This window comes from Ensifer adhaerens, assembly GCF_000697965.2.
Lineage (GTDB): Bacteria > Pseudomonadota > Alphaproteobacteria > Rhizobiales > Rhizobiaceae > Ensifer > Ensifer adhaerens.
Genome location: NZ_CP015881.1, coordinates 99,427 through 117,044 on the forward strand (window position 1 = coordinate 99,427; position 17,618 = coordinate 117,044).

Consider the following 17,618-nt stretch of genomic DNA (forward strand, 5'->3'; position numbering starts at 1 on the left):
CGTATGAGGCAACTAAGCCGCCGTGGCCGTGACATTTTCCCGGTTGACGGTCGATCGCTGAAGCCTAGATAACCGGCGGTACTCCTTCCCCAATGCCAGCGAGAGCGCCATGCACTACAGAACCTTCGGCCGTACGGGCCTGCGCATTTCCGAAATCGGTTACGGTGCCTGGGGCATCGGCAAGAGCCATTGGCAGGGCGCGCGCGACGACGAGTCCGCCCGCGCCCTCAACCGCGCGGTCGACCTCGGCCTCAATTTCATCGACACCGCACTCGGCTACGGCCAGGGCCACAGCGAGAAGCTGATCGGCGCCTTGCTGCGCGAGCGGTCGGAGACGATCCATGTCGCCACCAAGATCCCACCGAAGAACATGCAATGGCCGGCGCACGCCGGCACCCCGGCCGAGCAGACCTTCCCGGCCGACCACGTGATCGCCTGCACCGAGACGAGCCTGCGCAATCTCGGCGTCGAGACGATCGACGTGCAGCAGTTCCATGTGTGGTCGGACGAGTGGGTAGGCCGCGGCGACTGGCTGAAGGCTGTCGAGCGGCTGAAGCGCGACGGCAAGATCCGCTTCTTCGGCGTTTCGATCAACGACTACGAGCCGGACAATGCGCTCCGGCTGATCGAGACCGGCGTCGTCGACAGCGTGCAGGTGATCTACAACATCTTCGAGCAGGCGCCGGAAGAAAAACTGCTGCCCGCGTGCCTGAAGCACAATGTCGGCGTCATCGTCCGCGTGGCGCTCGACGAAGGTGGTCTGACCGGCCAGATTCGCGCCGATACCGTCTTTCCCGAGGGTGACTTCCGGGAAACCTACTTCCGGGGCGAGCGCAAGCGCGAGGTCGAGGAACGAACGCAGAAGATCGTCGAGGATCTGGAAATCAAGCCCGACGCACTGGCCGAGACGGCGCTGCGCTTCGTTCTCAGCCACCCGGCCGTATCGACGGTCATTCCCGGCATGCGTTCGGTGCGCAACGTCGAGCGCAACTGCGCCATCGGCGACGGTGCCGGCCTGCCGGATGCACAGCGGGCGAAACTGACCGCCCACCGCTGGCGGCGCAACTTCTATCGGGATTGAAGCCGCCGTTTCGCCGCCTGTCATCGACGCTCCCAGGGATCTGTCGGCTGCGTGGCCGCGTCTTCAGTGCCTCGCCCGTCCGGATATGCTATCCATAGGGGTGCTGGAGCCTGGGGGCGCCGATGGAACAAAAGCTCTCCGTCATCATGGCCGCGGACGTGGTCGGCTATAGTCGGCTGATGGAGCTCGACGAGAAGGGCACGCTTGCGACCCTCATGGCTCACCGGCAGGAGCTGTGGGACGTCGCGGTCGCCGCGCATCACGGGCGCATCGTCAAGCTCATCGGTGATGGCATGCTGATGGAGTTTCGTGCCGTGGAAGACGCAGTTCTCTGCGCGGTCGAGATCCAGCGGGGAATGCAGACGAGGAACGCCGGTACGCAGCGGGATCGCCGGATCGAATTTCGCATCGGGATCAATCTCGGCGATATCCTGTTTGACGACGGTGACGTTTACGGTGACGGCGTCAACGTGGCGGCTCGCATCGAGAGCCTCGCCAGGCCGGGGTGGCATACCCGTCTCCGCCTCGGTTCACGACACGCTGGGCGGTCGCCTGGACATCCGCTTCGAAGACACGGGCGCACAGCCGTTGAAGAACATCGGCCGCCCCGTCCACATCTACAATATCGTCATCGACGACGGCGGATCGGAGGGGGCGGCGCTGATGGCGCCACCGACACAGGAGGTACGGGAAAATCCCCCCGTCAAGTCGAGCCGGACGCTTCTCTATGTGTCGCGCTTTGCGAATTTGAGCGGCAATCCCGATGAGGATTATTTCGCGGCCGGCATCACGCAGGACGTCGTCGCGGCATTGTCGCGGTTCTCCGGTTTGAACGTGATCGTTCGGTTGCCGCGTCCCGAGCCGCAACCTCAGGCACGCACAACCTACTACACGCTCGAAGGCAGCGTCAGGCGCGCTGCCGACCGGGTCAGGGTCAATGCCAGTCTGACCAATGCCACTGGCGAACACATCTGGGCGGAGAAATACGATTTCGACCTTGTCGACATGTTCGATGTCCAGGACGAGTTGTCCCGTTCCATTCCGGCTGCCTTGAATGTCAAAATCGAAGAGGCCGAACGATACCGGATTCTCGCCGAGCCGCTCAAAGGATCAAGCGCCTACGATTTCTATCTGCGTGGCCGGCACATTGAAAAAAGCCTGAAACCGGATGAGGTCAGGCGGGCAAAGGAGATGTTCCTGGCCGCGGTCGACGCTGATCCAGCCTACGCCCGCGGATATCTCGGGCTGGCCTGGCTGGATATACGCAAACTGAAATGGAACGAGCGTGCCGACATGGAAGCGACGCTTGCCAGTGCCTTCGCATCGGCAAGCAAGGCTTTGGAGCTCAGTCCCTGTGACGCCGATGTTCACTGGGCGCTCGGCGTCGTCCATTTGTGGAGGGGAGAGGCAGAACGCGCCATCGGTTGTTACGAGCGTGGGCGCGAACTGGCGCCGAACAATTGCGATCTTCTTGCGGAATATTGCGATGCCCTGGGGTATCTCGGTCTGTTGGAGGACGCGATCAGGATCGGGGAACTGGCCTTGCGGCTGAACCCCAGTCGTCCGGACTGGTATTTCTGGAACATCGCGGCTGCCAGGTATCTCTCCGGCCAGTACACCGAAGCGTTGGCTCTGCTGGAGAAGATGGCCGATCTTGGTTCGGCCTACCGTTTGCTGGCGGCGACCTACGCGCAACTCGGGCACCTTGAGGATGCACGTCGCGCCGCGGCGGAACTCCTGAAACTCAATCCGGAATTCTCGATCGAGCGATACGGTTCCCGTGCACCCTACCGGGATAAGGCCTTGCTTGCGCGTTACGTTGAAGGATTGCGGCTGGCCGGACTGCCGGAGTGAGTTCGGAACGGCGTGAGGGAGCCGCATCGGCCGGCCGGGTTTACTTGGAGGAAAAGCAATGTCGGAAACAGTCAATGTCCGCTACATGGTCGACGACGTCGAGGCGGCGATCGCCTGGTACACGACCCACCTCGGCTTTTCGCTTCTGTCGAGCTATGCACCGGCTTTCGCGGATGTGCAGCGCGGTGCGCTGCGGCTGCTGCTGAGCGGACCGACGAGTTCGGCCGGCCGGCCGATGCCGGACAGCGAGAAGCCGGGGCCGGGCGGCTGGAACCGCATCCATCTCCTCGTCGATGACCTCAACGCCGAAGTGGAGCGGCTGCGCCGTGCCGGCGTCATGTTCCGCAATGACATCGTCACCGGTCCCGGAGGGGCGCAGATCCTTTTGATCGATCCCTCCGGAAATGTTGTCGAACTGTTTCAGCCTGCGCGACGATAGCGACCCGCGCGCCCGCGGGTCGTCGATGCGCTCGCACCGCTGGGGATGCGAGCGCCAGGTCGGCTCTCAGCCGGCGCTGGTGTCGACCACTTCGAAATCGTGGGTGATCGTCGCGGTCTTGGCGAGCATGGCCGAGGCCGAGCAGTATTTCTCGATCGAGAGCGAAACGGCGCGCTCGACCTTGTTGACCGCAAGTCCGCGTCCCTTGACGATGAAGTGCATGTGGATGCGGGTAAAGACGCGCGGTTCCGTATCGGCGCGGTCGGCGTCGAGTTCGACGACGCAGTCTTCCACCGGCTCGCGGCCCTTCTCCAGAATGTGCACGACGTCATAGGCCGAGCAGCCACCGGTGCCGATCAGCACCAGTTCCATCGGGCTCGGTCCCGGGGTGCGCCCCTCTTCGCCGAAGGCGGTTCCCAATACGACTTTGTGGCCGCTACCAGACTCTCCGACGAAGGTCCGGTCTTCCACCCATTTGACGCGTGCTTTCATGTGTCTCGTCCTGTTGTAGCCATGGCATGATCACGGACCCAGACGGAGCCGATGATCCCCCGTTCACATAGCGTCTTGGAGGGTTTTCGCAAATGGCCCGCGTCCGCTAAAATCGCAGCCAGCGCCATCGGTGCGGGAACGGACGGCGCGGAAACCAGGCAAAGGGTGTTTTGATGAACGAGACGACGGGAAATGCGCCTGACCGTTCCGGCGCGGTGATCCATCCGCCGATCGCCTGGGTGATGTCGGTGGGCGGTGGCCTCGTGCTCGACCGGCTCTACCCGTTGCCTTTCGTGCCCGCGATGGTGCCGGACGCCCTCGTCGGCGGCATCATTTTTCTCGCCGGTCTCGCGCTTTTGATCTGGGCGGCGGTGAGCTTCAGGCGTGCGGGAACCGAAATCCAGATCCATCGCCCGACATCGGCGATTGTCGAAGCCGGTCCCTACCGCTTCACCCGCAACCCGATCTATACTGGCATGTTTCTCGGCCTGATCGGCTTTTCCATCGTCTTCGACAGCCTGTGGCTGCTGATCCTGCTGGTGCCTTTCTACCTTATCATCCGCTATGGCGTCGTGGCGCGCGAGGAGGCCTATCTCGAGCGCAAGTTCGGCGACGTCTATCGGGTCTACAAGGCGCGCGTCAGGCGCTGGCTCTGATTGCACAAATCGGCATGCTCCGCGGCGATGAAACGGGTCCGGACGTCGCGTCGCAGCACTCGCGATTTCGGGTGGATGAGTCGGCAGGCCCTCGATTGATCATAGCCGAGGCGGCTGCGCGTGTGCCTAGGGGGTATTGCCGGGATGGACTTGAACGAGCGTCCATCCCGCTGGAACACGAAAGGTGGTCTTTCGTGCAGAAGGTCGGGCCTTATCTCGGCGCTACGATCCCGTGATAGTAGTCGCCGTCACCAGCTTCATAATCGGCGGCGTAGCCGCCACCGCCACCGCCGCCGCCGCCGGTCTGGGAGCATCCGGCGAGGGCGAGAACCATTGCCAACAGGATTGTAGCGCGCATTTATTCTACCTTTCAGTTGAATGATCACGACAGAGGCTGCCGAGTTGCTGCCATACCTAACACGCCCGGTGGAGTATGATCGAGCGCGTGTGGCGATGTGTGCCTATGGCAATGCGCCGCGCCTCAAGCGCGCGATCGCCTGTCGACGGCGATCGTTAGCGCCAGGCCACAAGCCCTTCTTCATACGGCCGTATCTCCTGTGCCCACCTCTTTCAGGTAGGTTGCTGTGAAGGGCCATAGACTATATGGCCCTTGACCTCACTTCCGGAACAAGGAGGACACATGACTTCGATCGAACCCGCCTACGGAACCGCGACGCTCCTGCTGATCGCGGCGGCAGCCGTTGGCCTGCTTCTTTTTCTTATCCTCCGGTTGCGCCTGCATGCCTTCGTCGCTCTGGTTTTGGTCAGCCTCTTGACGGCGCTGGTGACCGGCATCTCCTTCGCGGACGTGGTCCCGACCCTCCTGCAGGGCTTTGGCTCGACGCTTGCCTCGGTGGCGCTGCTCGTCGGTTTTGGCGCGATGATCGGGCGGATGCTGGAGGTCTCCGGTGGCGCGCAGGTGCTCGCGGATCGGCTGATCGGCCAGTTCGGACCTGAGCGCGCGCCTCTCGCGCTCGGCGTCGCCTCGCTGCTGTTCGGCTTTCCGATCTTCTTCGACGCCGGCCTCGTGGTCATGCTGCCGATCATTTTCAGCGTCGCAAGCCGCTTCGGCGGCTCGGTTCTGCTTTATGCGCTGCCTTCGGCAGGCGCCTTTGCGGTCATGCACGCATTCCTCCCGCCCCATCCAGGCCCGGTGGCCGCCAGCGAATTGCTGGGGGCGGATATCGGCCTGCTCGTGCTCGTCGGCCTCGTCGTGGCGCTGCCCACATGGTATCTCGGCGGCTATCTCTTCGGCCTATGGGCAGGCAAACGCTTCGAACTGCCGGTGCCAACCCTTCTCGGGTCGCCGAACGAGGCGGCGCACGACGAAGTGCCCCCGTCTTTCGGCACGGTGATGCTGGTGCTGCTGCTGCCGCTCGTGCTGATCTTCCTCAATACCGGCCTATCGACGCTGGCCGCCGCCAAGATGATCGACGGCGGCGCATTGTGGGTCAGCATCCTGCGCATGGCCGGGCAGACGCCCGTCGCCCTGCTGATCACTGTGCTCGTCGGCATGTGGGTCCTCAGCGGCGAGCGTACGCTCAAGGACATGGAAAAGCTGATGGACGGGGCGCTAGGCCCGATCTGCGGCATCATTCTCGTTACCGGAGCCGGCGGCATGTTCGGCGGCGTGCTGCGAGCAAGCGGCATCGGCCAGGCGCTCGCCGGCAGCCTCGAGGCGATCGGCATGCCGCTGATCGTCGCCGCCTTCCTCATCTCCACGGCCCTGCGTGTGGCGCAGGGGTCGGCGACCGTGGCACTGACGACGACGGCGGGCCTTCTCGCTCCAACGGTCGCGGCAACGACGGGGCTTAGCCCCTTCGACCTGTGCTTCCTCGTGATCGCCATCGCTTGCGGCGCGACGGTGCTGAGCCATGTGAACGATTCCGGCTTCTGGCTCGTCGGCCGCTTCCTTCAGATGGATGAGCGGACGACGCTCAAGACCTGGACGGTAATGGAAACCCTGCTCGGGGTGATTGGTTTCGCCTTCGCGCTTGTGGGATGGTGGCTGCTATGAGTGAGGACCTTCAGCATATCGTGGTGATGGGCGTATCCGGCAGCGGGAAGACCACTGTCGGCGAGGCGCTGGCCGCAAGGCTCGGCTGGCGTTTTGTCGAGGGCGACAGCTTTCACCCGCCGGAGAACGTCGCCAAGATGTCCGCGGGCATTCCGCTCGACGACAATGACCGTGAACCCTGGCTGCGGGCGCTGGCCGCAGAAATTGCCAAGGACGAGGCGGCTGGCAGCCCTTCGGTGGTCGGGTGCTCGGCCCTGAAACGGTCCTATCGCGACATCCTGCGCACGGGCGCGCCGCGCGTCTGCTTCGTGCATGTGCACGGCGACCGCACCGTGCTGGCCGACCGGCTCTCGCATCGGGCGGGACACTTCTTCCCTGCTTCCCTGCTCGACACTCAGCTTGCGACCCTCGAGCCGCTCGGTCCGGACGAGGATGGCGTCGTCGTCGACGTGGCTCTTCCAACAGCTGAGCAGGTCGATCTTGCCATCCAGGGGCTGGGCAACTAGCCCAGCCGCGCTTGCGCTTCTCACTTCGGCGGACAGTCGCTGTACGGCGGGGACGGGGCGTGCAATCGCGCATTGAAGGCGAAGCGATCCCTGAACGTCCGCGCATCCCGCAGCCTGAGCTCCAATGCGTGAGCGCTGGCGGAGGGGAGTGGGGGTCGAACCCACCCGGGACAGGCTCGCTGCCCCAACCGGATTTGAAGTCCGGCCGTCCCACCGGAGACGATTCCCTTCCTCAGCGCTGAAACAGGTCGCTGCGATGGGGATTTATGCGACGCAGATCTCCCCTGCGCAAGGTCAGGCCGAGCCGGTCGTAGAAATCGAGGACCTCGATGGCGACCTTGCGGCCGTTGTGGACCCGGTCGCGAAAGCTGGGCGCGGTGAACCAGCCGTCTTCCGCCTGTGCCGCCACATCGAGCACGATGGCCGCCATCTCCTCAACGACCGCGCGGGCGAAAAAATGGTCGTGCGCGATCTCGTGGGTCTGCCCGAGCCTCTGGGCGAGCTTCAGCACGCGCCGTATGTCGCGCTCGTCGGCATTGAGAAGGGCCGCGAAATCGCGCACGCGCGGTGGCCGGAAGCGGCTATCGTCGACGAGGTGCGGATGGATCCGCTGCCACAGGTCCTCGTCCGCCGGCGACAGCCGAACCTCGTGGCCCGGCAGGCGCAGGAAGGCGCCGTCAAGCACGATTCGACCTGCCGCGGCTTCGTCTCGGAGGAACGCGAGGAAGCTTGTCGTCGGCAGGCGCGGTTTGAGCAGGAGCCGCAACCGTTCGCGGCCGATGCCGGCAAGCTCCGGGTTTTCTGCGTGGAAGGCTGTGAGTGTGTCAGTCAGGTTCGCCCGCAATCCGTCCGCTGCTGCGGACGAGAGCGCGTGGTCGCCGATGGCCCTCGCCCCGGCGGCAATCAGCAGCCCGGAAAGCGTGTCCTCGCCCAGGCCACGGTCGCGCAGGAAGGCCGCAAGCTCGATCGGTGCCAGGTCGGACAGGTCGGAAAGGGCCGCCGCCGGGTCCTCGTTGCCAGAAGCGGTAAGGAAGGCCAGTCGCTCCGGCGTGCCACGCTTTCGCGCCGGCGGGCGCAGATCGAGAAAACGGCCACCGCCGATGGTCCGGATGGCCGAGGTGTCGCGCAGGATGAAGTGGTCGCCGATGGTCGCGGCGATGGGGCGGTCGAGGACCAGTTGCACGAGGCCTTGTGTCCCGGGATCGAGCGGGCCGGCAAGAGGCACGATCCGCGCACCGACCTCTGTCGCATGGGTGTGCAAGCGTGCGGGAAACCAGGTGCCGATCGGCTTGGCCTCCGAGGCAAGCACGCGGACCTCCGCGTCGATCCGGTCCGTCGGTGCATGCAGTGCCGGGGCGAGGACCACGTCGCCGCGCCGGATCGCGTCCTTCGTCACCCGTTCGCCGGCGATGTTCAGCGCGCAGCGTTGGCCGGCAAGCCCCTCCGCTGCTTTCCGGTTCTGCGCATGGATCCCGCGTATACGGGCGGTCAGGCCGGACGGGCTGACCGTGACGCTATCGTCGAGCTTCGCACGGCCGCCGAGCACCATGCCGGTCACGACCGTGCCGGCGCCCGCAAGCGTGAAACTGCGATCGACGGCAAAGCGCAGCAGGCCGGCATCGTTGCGTGCGGCGGTTTCCGCTTCGGCGGCGGCGAGCCCCGCGCGCAGGACCTCGATGCCTTCGCCGGTAAGGGCGGAGACGGCAAGGATGGGCGCCTTTTCCAGACCGGTGCCGGCGAGGGCGGTCTGGATCTCCGCGGTTACCTCCGCGCGCCGCTCAGGCCCGGCCAGATCGGCCTTGGTGAGCGCAACGAAACCTCTGGTGATGCCGAGCAAGTCGAGGATCGCGAGATGCTCGCGCGTCTGCGGCATGATGCCGTCGTCGGCTGCGACCACCAGCAGCGCGAAATCGATGCCGCCAGCGCCGGCAAGCATCGTATGGATCAGCCGCTCGTGACCCGGCACGTCAACGAAGCCGGTGACCGTCCCGCCGCCGAGGTCGGTATAGGCAAAACCGAGGTCGATGGTGATGCCGCGGGCTTTTTCCTCGGCAAGGCGGTCGGCGTCCGTGCCGGTCAGGGCCTTCACCAACGCCGTCTTGCCGTGGTCGATATGCCCTGCCGTCCCGACGATCATAGTGCTGCCAGGGCCGCGATGAGCATCTCGTCGCTTTCCAGGCAACGCAGATCGAGGACCAGCGCGCCATCACGGATATGGCCGACGACCGGGATGGGCAGGGCGCGAAGCCGTGCGGAAAGCCGTTCCGGCGCGTCGCCGCCGCTGCCTGTCAGCCGCAGGCCGGCGCTCGGGATCGTATCGACCGGCAAGGCGCCGGAGCCGACCTGGCTCTGGCACGTGCAAGCTGCTGCCGAATAGCCGTGCGGCTTGAGCAGCGCATCGATTGCCGGAGCGAGACGGGCCGCCTGTGCGCCGATGTCGACCTCCGGCCGGGAAAGAAAGCGCAGCGTCGGCAGCCGCTCCTTCAGCCGATCGGGATCGCGATAGAGCTTCAGTGTCGCTTCGAGCGCGGCGATGCGGATCTTGTCGAGACGAACGGCGCGTTTGAGCGGATTGCGGTTGATGGCGGCGATGAGATCGCGCCGACCGACCACGAAGCCCGCCTGGGGGCCGCCGAGCAGCTTGTCGCCCGAAAACGTGACGAGATCCGCGCCTTCGGCGACGGCTTCCGCCACCGTCGGCTCGCGTCGCAATCCGAAGATGGAGAGATCGATGAGTGAGCCCGAGCCGAGGTCGTTCAAGAGCGGGACACCGGCCCTGCGGGCAATCTCGGCCAGTCTTGGCGCCGGCACCTCGGCGGTAAACCCTTCGATCCGGTAGTTGGAGGTATGGACCTTGAGGATGACGCCGGTCTCAGGCCCGATCGCGCCCTCATAGTCACGCGGATGGGTGCGGTTGGTGGTGCCGACCTCCACCAGCCTGGCGCCGGCGCGGGCCATGATGTCGGGCATGCGGAAGGCGCCGCCAATTTCGATCAGTTCGCCGCGCGAGACGATCGCCTCGCGTCCGTCGGCCAGGGTATTGAGCGCAATCAGCACGGCGGCGGCATTGTTGTTGACGATTGTGGCGTCCTCGGCGCCGGTCAGTTCGCAGAGCAGGCCACGCAGATGATCGTCGCGCTGACCACGACCGCCGCCGTCAAGGTCGAACTCCAGCGCCAGCGGGTTGGCCATCGCGGCGCTTGCGGCGCTGACGGCTTCTTCGGCCAGAATGGCGCGGCCGAGATTGGTGTGCAGCACGGTGCCCGTGAGATTGATGAGCGGGCGAAGGGCGGAGCGGGCGGCAGCCGCCAGCTCCTCGGCGATGCGGCGCGGCAGATCGGCCGCAAGCGTTGCCCCATCGTCGCCCGCACGGATTTTTTCCCGCGCGATCTCAAGCCCGGCGCGGACGGCGGTGACGACGGCGAGACGGCCATGTTCTTCCGTCAGCGCCAGTCCCTCTGGCGAGGTCAGCACCTGGTCGACCGAGGGGAGCACGCGAAAATCCTGCATCAATACCCCGCGAGATAGGGGTTGAAGCCACCTCGGCGAAACTCGGTCTCCTTCATCAGGATATCGAGGCCAAGGCTGCCGACGTCGTCGGCGATCGGCTCCAGGCTCGGATTTTTCACCTGGTAGAAGATCTTGACCCAGGCATGGCATTCCCGACAGGTCTCAGCCTTTACCGTCGCCTCCGAGGTCTCGACCGAACGATAGCTGATGCCCTTGGTCGAACCGCAACAGAGGCACTTCACCCGCACCTCGTTCCATTGCGTGGCGCAGCAGGCGCAGGCGGCATAGCGCACGTTCTCGACGCCCTGTGTACCCACGACCGACGACGTCGCCGGCCGGCCGCCGCAGGCGGGACAGACGCCGAGGCTGACAGGGACGAGGGCTTCCGCATCGAGCGTCGCGGCGAGCCGCGCCATGTGCAGCTGCACCGCGGCCGCGACGAAGAGATGGGGAGCGGCGCTGTCTTCCGGAACCCGATCCGATAGGATGTTGGCGAGCAACCAGTGCCGGTCGCCGTCCTCTGCTGCGCGTACCGCATCGAGCGCCAGGCGGGCGGGGTCGGGCATGGCGAGATCGGCAGCGCCTTCGAGAAGCGCGTCGAGGGTTGCGGAAAGGCCGGGGTCATCGACAAGCGCCATTCGGTCGAAAGGCGGCATGGCGGCGCGGGCGGCCTCGGCGAGGCGCGCCGATGTGGGCGCCGCGACGGGCGGAAGGGTTACCGCCAAGCGAGCCTGGAGTTTGGAGAGCGCCGCGAGGAAGGTGAGATAAGGCGCAAGCGCGTTGCTTTCGGCGAGAAACGCGAAGCGGCGTGCGCGTGTCTGGAACAGTTTGACCGGCTCGGGCAGGAAGGCCAGCGGCGGATTCGGCACGCCGCCGATGAGGGAGGGATCGGGTTGTATGTCTTCTGCCATCGCATCTCCGGCAATCCGGCCGCAAGGCCCGATCATGCAGCATTACAAGGTGCTACGGCAACCTTTGCGCGCCTGATAGGACGCGCGGCGCTGTAGGAGACGTTCATTTTGACGGGTCGGAGCCCTGGCGTCCAGCCAGTTCGCGCAGCCATTTGCGATGATGCCGAAAGGCCCAGCCGCCGGTGACGGTGCCGCGGGTCATGGCCCTTATCGTGCCGCGCGTCCAGATTGCCGCATAGACATGGACGATGAAGATCAGGATCGTGAAAAGCGCCGCCAGCGCATGCACCGCGACCGCGATGCGGCGAACGGGGATGGAAACGAGGTCCGGGAAGTACTGCTCCCAGATCATGATGCCGGTCGTCACGAGCACGACGATCAGACCGGACATGCCCCAGAAGACCATCTTCTGGCCGGCATTGTATTTTCCGAGTTCGGGCAGGCTCTCTTCGTTGCCTTGGAGTAGATCACCGAACTTGCGGCTCCATTCCACATCCTCGCGCCGCGGCAGATTGAGCTTCCACATCTGCGCAAACAGGAGGAGGAAGCTTGCGACGAGGATAAGTCCGACGATCGGATGCAGCCATCGCGTGGTCTGGCCGCCGCCGAAGAGGCCGGTCAAGAAAAACAGCGACGGGTGGAAGAAGGAAAGTCCGGAGATCAGAAGCACGATCATGCAGGCGGCGGTGACCCAATGGTTGAGACGGGTATAACCACGATAGCGATTGACGGTGACCGGATGCTTCGTCTCGATCCTGTCGCCGGGGGCCGAATAGATACGTTTGTCAGCCATCACGCCTCCCTGCCGCCTTGCGGGCGGTTGCGATCCTCGACGAGTTCCTCCGCCTCGCCTTCCTCATGGGCGGTCACCTCGTTCGGCCGGGCGAAGATGCCGTGCAGCACGGCGCCGGCGGCGGCAAGTCCGGCAACGGCGAGGCCGACGGTCTTAGCCGGACCCTTCCAACCGCGCACCACCGGCGAAATCTGCGGATCCTCCGGCAGCCCGGAATAGAGCGACGGTTGATCGGCATGGTGCAGCACATACATCACATGCGTTCCGCCGACGCCTTGCGGGTCATAGAGGCCGGCATGATCGTAGCCGCGCGACTTCAGGTCCTCGACGCGCTCGTTGGCAAGCGTGACCATGTCTTCCTTCGTGCCGAAGGTGATCGCCTTGGTCGGGCAGGCCTTGGCGCAGGCCGGTCCTTGTCCAACCGCCACGCGGTCCGAGCAAAGCGTGCATTTCTTCGACACATGCGCGGTCTTCGAGATACGCGGAATGTTGAAGGGACAGCCGGCGATGCAATAGCCGCAGCCGATGCAGTTGTCGGAGATGAAATCGACGATGCCGTTGGAATATTGCACGATGGCGCCCGGTGCCGGGCAGGCCTTGAGACAGCCGGGATCGGCGCAGTGCATGCAGCCGTCCTTGCGGATCAACCACTCGAACTCGTTGGTAACCGGGTTCTCGTATTCAGCAAACCGCATCAGCGTGAACATATCAGCCGTCAGGTCATGCGGGTTCTCGTAGACGCCGACATTTTCCTCCAGGTCCGGATGGGTGTCGTTCCATTCGATGCAGGCGGACTGGCAGGCCTTGCAGCCGATGCATTTCGACACGTCGATCAGCTTGGCGACCGGGGTCAGTTGTCGTTCGGGTGTCGGCACGTTGCTTGTTGCCGAAGCCTTGACGACGTCGCTCGGCAACAGGTTCGACGCCAGCGGTTGCAGCGGCGGGTTGGCGGCGGCCGTTACCGGTTCCGGTGCGCGTTCGCTCATGCCGAAGCTCCTTCTTCCGCCGCCGGTTCGATGTTGACCAGGAAGGCCTTGAACTCCGGCGTGTCGATATTGGCGTCGCCGACGAAGGGGGTCAGGCTGTTCGGGCCGAAGCCCTTGCGGGCCGCACCCATGAAGCCCCAGTGCAAGGGAATGCCGACCACATGGACCGGCTTGCCGTTGCAGATCAGCGGACGAATTCGCTTCGTCACCACTGCCTTCGCCCAGACCTCGCCACGTGCGCTCCACACGCGCACCCGCCCGCCCTTGGTGATGCCGCGTTCAGCCGCCAGCTCCTCGCTGATCTCCACGAAGAATTCCGGCTGCAGCACGGCGTTGACACGGCTGTGCTTGGTCCAGAAGTGGAAATGCTCGGTGAGGCGGTAGGATGTGGCAACGAAGGGGAAGTCGGTGCTCGTGCCCAGCTGTTGCAGGTCGCCTGGAAAGATGCGCGCTACGGGATTGCCGCGAAGTTTGGCGTTGAACGGATTTTCGACCGGGCTTTCGAACGGCTCCATATGTGTTGGGAACGGCCCGTCCCGCATCAGCTTGCGGGCAAAGAGGCGGGCGGTGCCCTCCGGCGTCATGATGAACGGCATCACCGCCTCGGGCTTTGCCGTCACCGCTATGTCGGGCACGTCGAAGCCGGCCCAACGCTCGCCGTTCCATTCGATCAGTTTACGCGCCGGATCCCAGGGTTTGCCCTGGAGATCGCAGGACGCGCGATTGTAGAGGATGCGGCGATTGGCCGGCCAGGCGAAGGTCCATTTGAGGAAGGTGCCGACATCGCCCGGATCGCTGTTGTCGCGCCGGGCCATCATGTTGCCTTCTTCCGTCCAGGACCCGGCATAGATCCAGCAGCCCGACATGGTGGAACCGTCGTCACGCATCACGCCGAAGTTCGGCAGGAGCTTGCCCGCCTCGACCAGCACCTTCGTCGGATCGGTCGGGTCATAGAGCGTCTGCAGCGCGCGTCCGTTCATCTCCTGGGCAAGCTCGGCCGGTTCCGGCTCGTAAGGGTCCTTGTAATCCCAGGCAAGGTTCAGGATAGGCTCGGGACAGACCCCGCCTTCCTTGCGGTAGAGTTCACGCACCCGCAGGAAGATGTTGGCCATGATCCAGGTGTCGTGCTTGGCGTCACCAGGCGGTGTCGCCCCCGGCCAGTGCCATTGCAGCCAGCGGCCCGAATTGACAGTGGCGCCCTCGTCCTCGGCAAAGCAGGTCGCCGGGAGTTGCAAGACCTCCGTCATGATCTTGGCGGAGTCCACCTGGTTGTAGATACCGTGGTTTTCCCAGAAATGCGCCGTCTCGGTCTGCAGCGGGTCGATTGTCACGAGCAGTTTCAGCTTCGACAGACCCTCGGTCAGCTTCGCCCGATTGGGGAAGGACAGAAGCGGGTTGAAGCCCTGGCAGAAGTAGAGGTTCACTTCGCCGCGGCTCATCATGTCGAACATCCTGAGGATGTCGTAGTAGGGGACATCGAGCTTCGGCAACCAGTCGAAGCCCCAGTCGTTTTCCTTCGTGGCAGCGCTGCCCCACATGGCCTTCAGGAAACTGACCATGAATTTGGGGGTGTTCTGCCAATAGCTTGTCTGGCCGGGAACGAGCGGCTTGTTGCCGCGCGTCGACATGTAGGTGGTGTAGTCCGTCTCCTTTTCCGTCGCGAGGTTCATGTAACCCGGCAGGGAGTTGGAAAGCAGGCCGATGTCGGTCAATCCTTGGATGTTGGAGTGACCGCGTAGCGCGTTGACGCCACCGCCCGGCAGGCCGACATTGCCGAGGATGAGCTGCAGCATCGCCATGCCGCGGATGTTCTGGGCGCCTTTCGAATGCTGCGTCCAGCCGAGCGCGTAGAGCGAGGTCATCACCTTGTCGCGCGCCGACGTCGCGCCGATCATCTCGCAGATCTTCAGATAGCGATCCTTGGGCGTGCCGCAGATATTTTCCACGAATTCCGGTGTGTAGACCGCGACATGCTCTTTCAGGAGGTTCCAGACACAGCGCGGGTCCGTGAGAGTCGGATCGGTTTTGACCGTTCCGTCCTCGTTGAGTTGGTAGTCCCAGGCGGTACGATCGTAGTCGCGCTTCTCCTCGTCATAGCCGGTGAAGAGACCATCGGCCCAGCCGAACTCCGAGTTCACCAGATAGGTGGCGTTGGTATAGTTCTTGACGTAGTCCCACTGCACCTTGTCGTTCTCGATGCAGTAGCGGATCGCGCCCATCAGGAAGGCGATGTCGGAGCCGGGGCGGATCGGCGCATAGACATCGGCGACCGAGGCCGTGCGGTTGAAGCGCGGATCGACCACGATCAGCCGGGCGCCGCGATGATGCTTGGCTTCCGTCACCCATTTGAAGCCGCAGGGATGAGCTTCGGCCGCGTTGCCACCCATGACGATGACGAGGTCGGTGTTCTTGATGTCGGTCCAGGCGTTCGTCATGGCGCCGCGGCCAAATGTTGGAGCCAAACTGGCTACCGTGGGGCCGTGTCAGACGCGTGCCTGGTTGTCGAAGCCGACGACTCCCATAGACCGGACGGTCTTGTAGGTCAGCCATCCCGTCTCGTTGGTGCCGCCCGACGCCGCAAGGAAGCCCATCGTCGTCCAGCGGTTGACGGTCACGCCGGCCGCGTTCTTCTCGATGAAGTTCTTGTCGCGGTCGTCCTTGATCGCTCGGGCGATCTTGTCGAAGGCATCTTCCCAGGAGATGTCCTGCCAGGTGTCGGCGCCCGGAGCGCGGTGACGCGGCTTCGTGGCGCGGGTCTCGGACTTCACGAAGTCCTTGAGCGCCGCGCCCTTGGGACAGAGCGTCCCGCGGTTGGTCGGATGATCGGCATCGCCCTCGATATGGATGAGCTCCGCCTTCTCGCCGGCGGAAAGATCACCCTTCGAATACATCAGGATGCCGCAGGCGACCGAACAGTAAGTGCAGACGTTGCGGGTCTCGGTGGTGCTTGCGAGTTTGAAGGCACGCACATGGGCGGCTGTTGCGGCCTCGGCTGCTCCGAAGCCCATGGCGCCGATCGTGGTGGCCGCGGCTCCTGCGCCAGCGAGCTTCAGGAAACTGCGGCGGGAAAGATCGATGTTCATTGGAGGTCATCCTCTTCCATGCGTATCGGTCTTACCGGGATGGTCGAACCTCAAGGCCCTGGTGTCAAGAAGGAATTGAATGGCATTTGCCCCGAAAAGTCATGGTCTTGCCCGGGATCATCGGTCATGATCGCGAGCTGCGACAGGGCCGCCTTTGACGCAACCGTATGAAGGGAGTTCCAACCGTGAGCAGTATTTCCGCTTCTGCCGAACCGCGCCTGACCTCGCTTGCCCATGGCGGCGGCTGCGGCTGCAAGATCGCCCCGGGCGTGCTTCAGGACATTTTGCGCGGACGGGTACAACTGCCGGTCCCGCCGGAACTTCTGGTCGGCATTGAGACCTCGGACGATGCAGCGGTCTATCGCCTAAACGATCACCAGGCGGTGGTCGCCACCACGGACTTCTTCATGCCTGTTGTCGACGACCCCCACGATTTCGGCCGGATCGCCGCGACGAATGCCATCAGCGACATCTACGCCATGGGCGGAACGCCGATCTTCGCACTGGCGCTGGTCGGCATGCCGGTCAACGTGCTCTCGACGGAAACCATTGGCGCCATCCTCGACGGCGGGGCGGCGGCCTGTCGGGCGGCCGGCATTCCGATCGCCGGCGGCCACACGATCGATTCCGTCGAGCCGATCTACGGTCTCGTCGCGATCGGCCTCGTCGATCCGGCCCATCTCAAGCGCAACAGCGGAGCCGAGCCGGGTGACGTGCTGATCCTCGGCAAGCCGCTCGGCGTCGGCATCTTTTCCGCGGCGTTGAAAAAGGGCGCGCTCGATGAAGCCGGCTATATCAGGATGATCGAAAGCACCACGCGCCTCAACACGGCCGGACCCGATCTCGCGCGGCTTTCCGGCGTGCATGCCATGACGGACGTGACGGGTTTTGGCCTTGCCGGCCACGCGCTCGAAATGGCGCGCGGGTCGAACTGCCAGGTCCGGGTCGACTGGTCCGCCGTTCCCCTTCTGGAAGGTGCTTTCGATCTGGCTGCCGCCGGTTTTGTCACCGGCGCCTCCGGGCGGAACTGGGCAAGCTATGGGCAGGACGTGGCCTTTGCCCGCGAGATGGGCGCGATCGACAAGGCGCTGCTTTGCGATCCACAAACGAGCGGCGGCTTGCTCGTCGCCTGTGACCGGTCGTCCGCGCAGGCGGTGCTCGACCTGTTCGACAAGCACGGTTTCGGCGCGGCGGTGATCGGGGAAACTGTGGCCGGGCCGGCGGGATTGGTGATCGCGTAGCCTTTGGCGCTTACCCGGCCCTGCCGAGCTTGGCTGCGTCTCTCTAAGC

General features: G+C 64.5%; 15 protein-coding genes, 1 tRNA gene and 1 pseudogene. 8 read left to right on the plus strand and 9 right to left on the minus strand.

The features are described 5' to 3' along the window. The first annotated feature begins 109 nt into the window (after positions 1-109). The 4 genes and pseudogenes from FA04_RS20220 (at position 110) to FA04_RS20230 (ending at position 3,374) form a co-directional block, all read left to right on the plus strand. Positions 110-1,081, plus strand: a complete 972-nt coding sequence (locus FA04_RS20220) for an aldo/keto reductase (protein WP_034787512.1) — start codon at positions 110-112, stop codon at positions 1,079-1,081. A gap of 179 nt (positions 1,082-1,260) precedes the next feature. Beyond that, positions 1,261-1,527: pseudogene (locus tag FA04_RS35905) on the plus strand (nucleotidyl cyclase domain-containing protein); the annotation flags it as partial. Between the two features lie 142 nt (positions 1,528-1,669). After that, entirely contained in the window at positions 1,670-2,935 is a 1,266-nt protein-coding gene (locus FA04_RS20225; protein WP_234798794.1) for a CDC27 family protein, read from the plus strand. A gap of 58 nt (positions 2,936-2,993) precedes the next feature. Continuing rightward, the gene (locus tag FA04_RS20230) at positions 2,994-3,374 is read left to right on the plus strand and encodes a VOC family protein (protein WP_034787509.1); all 381 of its coding nucleotides are present in this window, start codon (positions 2,994-2,996) and stop codon (positions 3,372-3,374) included. A gap of 66 nt (positions 3,375-3,440) precedes the next feature. Here the strand turns inward: FA04_RS20230 and FA04_RS20235 are convergent, their stop codons facing one another. Further along, positions 3,441-3,866 carry an OsmC family protein gene (locus tag FA04_RS20235; protein ID WP_034787506.1) on the minus strand — a complete coding sequence of 142 codons (426 nt, stop codon included), beginning with the start codon at positions 3,864-3,866 and terminating at the stop codon, positions 3,441-3,443. A gap of 173 nt (positions 3,867-4,039) precedes the next feature. Between FA04_RS20235 and FA04_RS20240 the strand changes: the two genes are divergently transcribed. Then, on the plus strand, positions 4,040-4,522 hold the full coding sequence (locus FA04_RS20240) for a methyltransferase family protein (RefSeq protein ID WP_034787503.1): 483 nt from the start codon (positions 4,040-4,042) through the stop codon (positions 4,520-4,522). Positions 4,523-4,733: 211 nt separating this feature from the next. On the opposite strand, the gene FA04_RS35265 is transcribed toward FA04_RS20240, so the two are convergent. Further along, positions 4,734-4,880: a hypothetical protein gene (locus FA04_RS35265; RefSeq protein ID WP_156400696.1), complete on the minus strand. Its 147-nt coding sequence runs from the start codon at positions 4,878-4,880 to the stop codon at positions 4,734-4,736. A 282-nt stretch (positions 4,881-5,162) separates the two neighbouring features. Between FA04_RS35265 and FA04_RS20245 the strand changes: the two genes are divergently transcribed. Together FA04_RS20245 and FA04_RS20250 are read left to right on the plus strand one after the other, a co-directional pair. After that, positions 5,163-6,539 (plus strand): GntP family permease, encoded by a 1,377-nt coding sequence (locus FA04_RS20245; RefSeq protein WP_034787501.1) that lies wholly within the window; start codon positions 5,163-5,165, stop codon positions 6,537-6,539. Further along, positions 6,536-7,045 (plus strand): gluconokinase, encoded by a 510-nt coding sequence (locus FA04_RS20250; RefSeq protein ID WP_034787499.1) that lies wholly within the window; start codon positions 6,536-6,538, stop codon positions 7,043-7,045. The genes FA04_RS20245 and FA04_RS20250 overlap by 4 nt, the downstream gene beginning before the upstream one ends. A gap of 136 nt (positions 7,046-7,181) precedes the next feature. On the opposite strand, the gene FA04_RS35270 is transcribed toward FA04_RS20250, so the two are convergent. The 7 genes from FA04_RS35270 to fdnG all read right to left on the minus strand — a co-directional run bounded on the left by FA04_RS35270 (position 7,182) and on the right by fdnG (position 16,328). Continuing rightward, positions 7,182-7,277: transfer RNA gene (locus tag FA04_RS35270), tRNA-Sec, on the minus strand. Continuing rightward, positions 7,278-9,182 carry a selenocysteine-specific translation elongation factor gene (gene selB, locus FA04_RS20255; protein ID WP_034787496.1) on the minus strand — a complete coding sequence of 635 codons (1,905 nt, stop codon included), beginning with the start codon at positions 9,180-9,182 and terminating at the stop codon, positions 7,278-7,280. It lies immediately after the preceding tRNA gene. Further along, the gene (gene selA, locus FA04_RS20260; protein WP_034787493.1) at positions 9,179-10,555 is read right to left on the minus strand and encodes an L-seryl-tRNA(Sec) selenium transferase; all 1,377 of its coding nucleotides are present in this window, start codon (positions 10,553-10,555) and stop codon (positions 9,179-9,181) included. The genes selB and selA overlap by 4 nt, the downstream gene beginning before the upstream one ends. Continuing rightward, positions 10,555-11,466, minus strand: a complete 912-nt coding sequence (gene fdhE / locus FA04_RS20265) for a formate dehydrogenase accessory protein FdhE (RefSeq protein ID WP_034787490.1) — start codon at positions 11,464-11,466, stop codon at positions 10,555-10,557. The genes selA and fdhE overlap by 1 nt, the downstream gene beginning before the upstream one ends. A gap of 103 nt (positions 11,467-11,569) precedes the next feature. Beyond that, on the minus strand, positions 11,570-12,259 hold the full coding sequence (locus FA04_RS20270; protein ID WP_034787487.1) for a formate dehydrogenase subunit gamma: 690 nt from the start codon (positions 12,257-12,259) through the stop codon (positions 11,570-11,572). Then, entirely contained in the window at positions 12,259-13,245 is a 987-nt protein-coding gene (gene fdxH / locus FA04_RS20275) for a formate dehydrogenase subunit beta (protein ID WP_034787485.1), read from the minus strand. Before fdxH ends, FA04_RS20270 begins: the two co-directional genes overlap by 1 nt. Continuing rightward, positions 13,242-16,328, minus strand: a complete 3,087-nt coding sequence (gene fdnG, locus FA04_RS20280; protein WP_082936535.1) for a formate dehydrogenase-N subunit alpha — start codon at positions 16,326-16,328, stop codon at positions 13,242-13,244. The genes fdxH and fdnG overlap by 4 nt, the downstream gene beginning before the upstream one ends. A 185-nt stretch (positions 16,329-16,513) precedes the next feature. Between fdnG and selD the strand changes: the two genes are divergently transcribed. After that, positions 16,514-17,569, plus strand: a complete 1,056-nt coding sequence (selD, locus tag FA04_RS20290; RefSeq protein ID WP_268817409.1) for a selenide, water dikinase SelD — start codon at positions 16,514-16,516, stop codon at positions 17,567-17,569. The last annotated feature ends 49 nt before the right edge of the window (positions 17,570-17,618 follow it).

Excerpts from the sequence above, each read along its gene's own strand:
- selB (WP_034787496.1), bottom strand. The coding sequence starts at position 9,182 with ATGATCGTCGGGACGGCAGGGCATATCGACCACGGCAAGACGGCGTTG.
- FA04_RS20245 (WP_034787501.1), top strand. The coding sequence starts at position 5,163 with ATGACTTCGATCGAACCCGCCTACGGAACCGCGACGCTCCTGCTGATC.
- FA04_RS20270 (WP_034787487.1), bottom strand. The coding sequence starts at position 12,259 with ATGGCTGACAAACGTATCTATTCGGCCCCCGGCGACAGGATCGAGACG.
- FA04_RS20230 (WP_034787509.1), top strand. The coding sequence starts at position 2,994 with ATGTCGGAAACAGTCAATGTCCGCTACATGGTCGACGACGTCGAGGCG.
- FA04_RS20220 (WP_034787512.1), top strand. The coding sequence starts at position 110 with ATGCACTACAGAACCTTCGGCCGTACGGGCCTGCGCATTTCCGAAATC.
- FA04_RS20250 (WP_034787499.1), top strand. The coding sequence starts at position 6,536 with ATGAGTGAGGACCTTCAGCATATCGTGGTGATGGGCGTATCCGGCAGC.
- fdhE (WP_034787490.1), bottom strand. The coding sequence starts at position 11,466 with ATGGCAGAAGACATACAACCCGATCCCTCCCTCATCGGCGGCGTGCCG.
- FA04_RS20240 (WP_034787503.1), top strand. The coding sequence starts at position 4,040 with ATGAACGAGACGACGGGAAATGCGCCTGACCGTTCCGGCGCGGTGATC.
- FA04_RS35265 (WP_156400696.1), bottom strand. The coding sequence starts at position 4,880 with ATGCGCGCTACAATCCTGTTGGCAATGGTTCTCGCCCTCGCCGGATGC.
- FA04_RS20235 (WP_034787506.1), bottom strand. The coding sequence starts at position 3,866 with ATGAAAGCACGCGTCAAATGGGTGGAAGACCGGACCTTCGTCGGAGAG.
- fdxH (WP_034787485.1), bottom strand. The coding sequence starts at position 13,245 with ATGAGCGAACGCGCACCGGAACCGGTAACGGCCGCCGCCAACCCGCCG.
- selA (WP_034787493.1), bottom strand. The coding sequence starts at position 10,555 with ATGCAGGATTTTCGCGTGCTCCCCTCGGTCGACCAGGTGCTGACCTCG.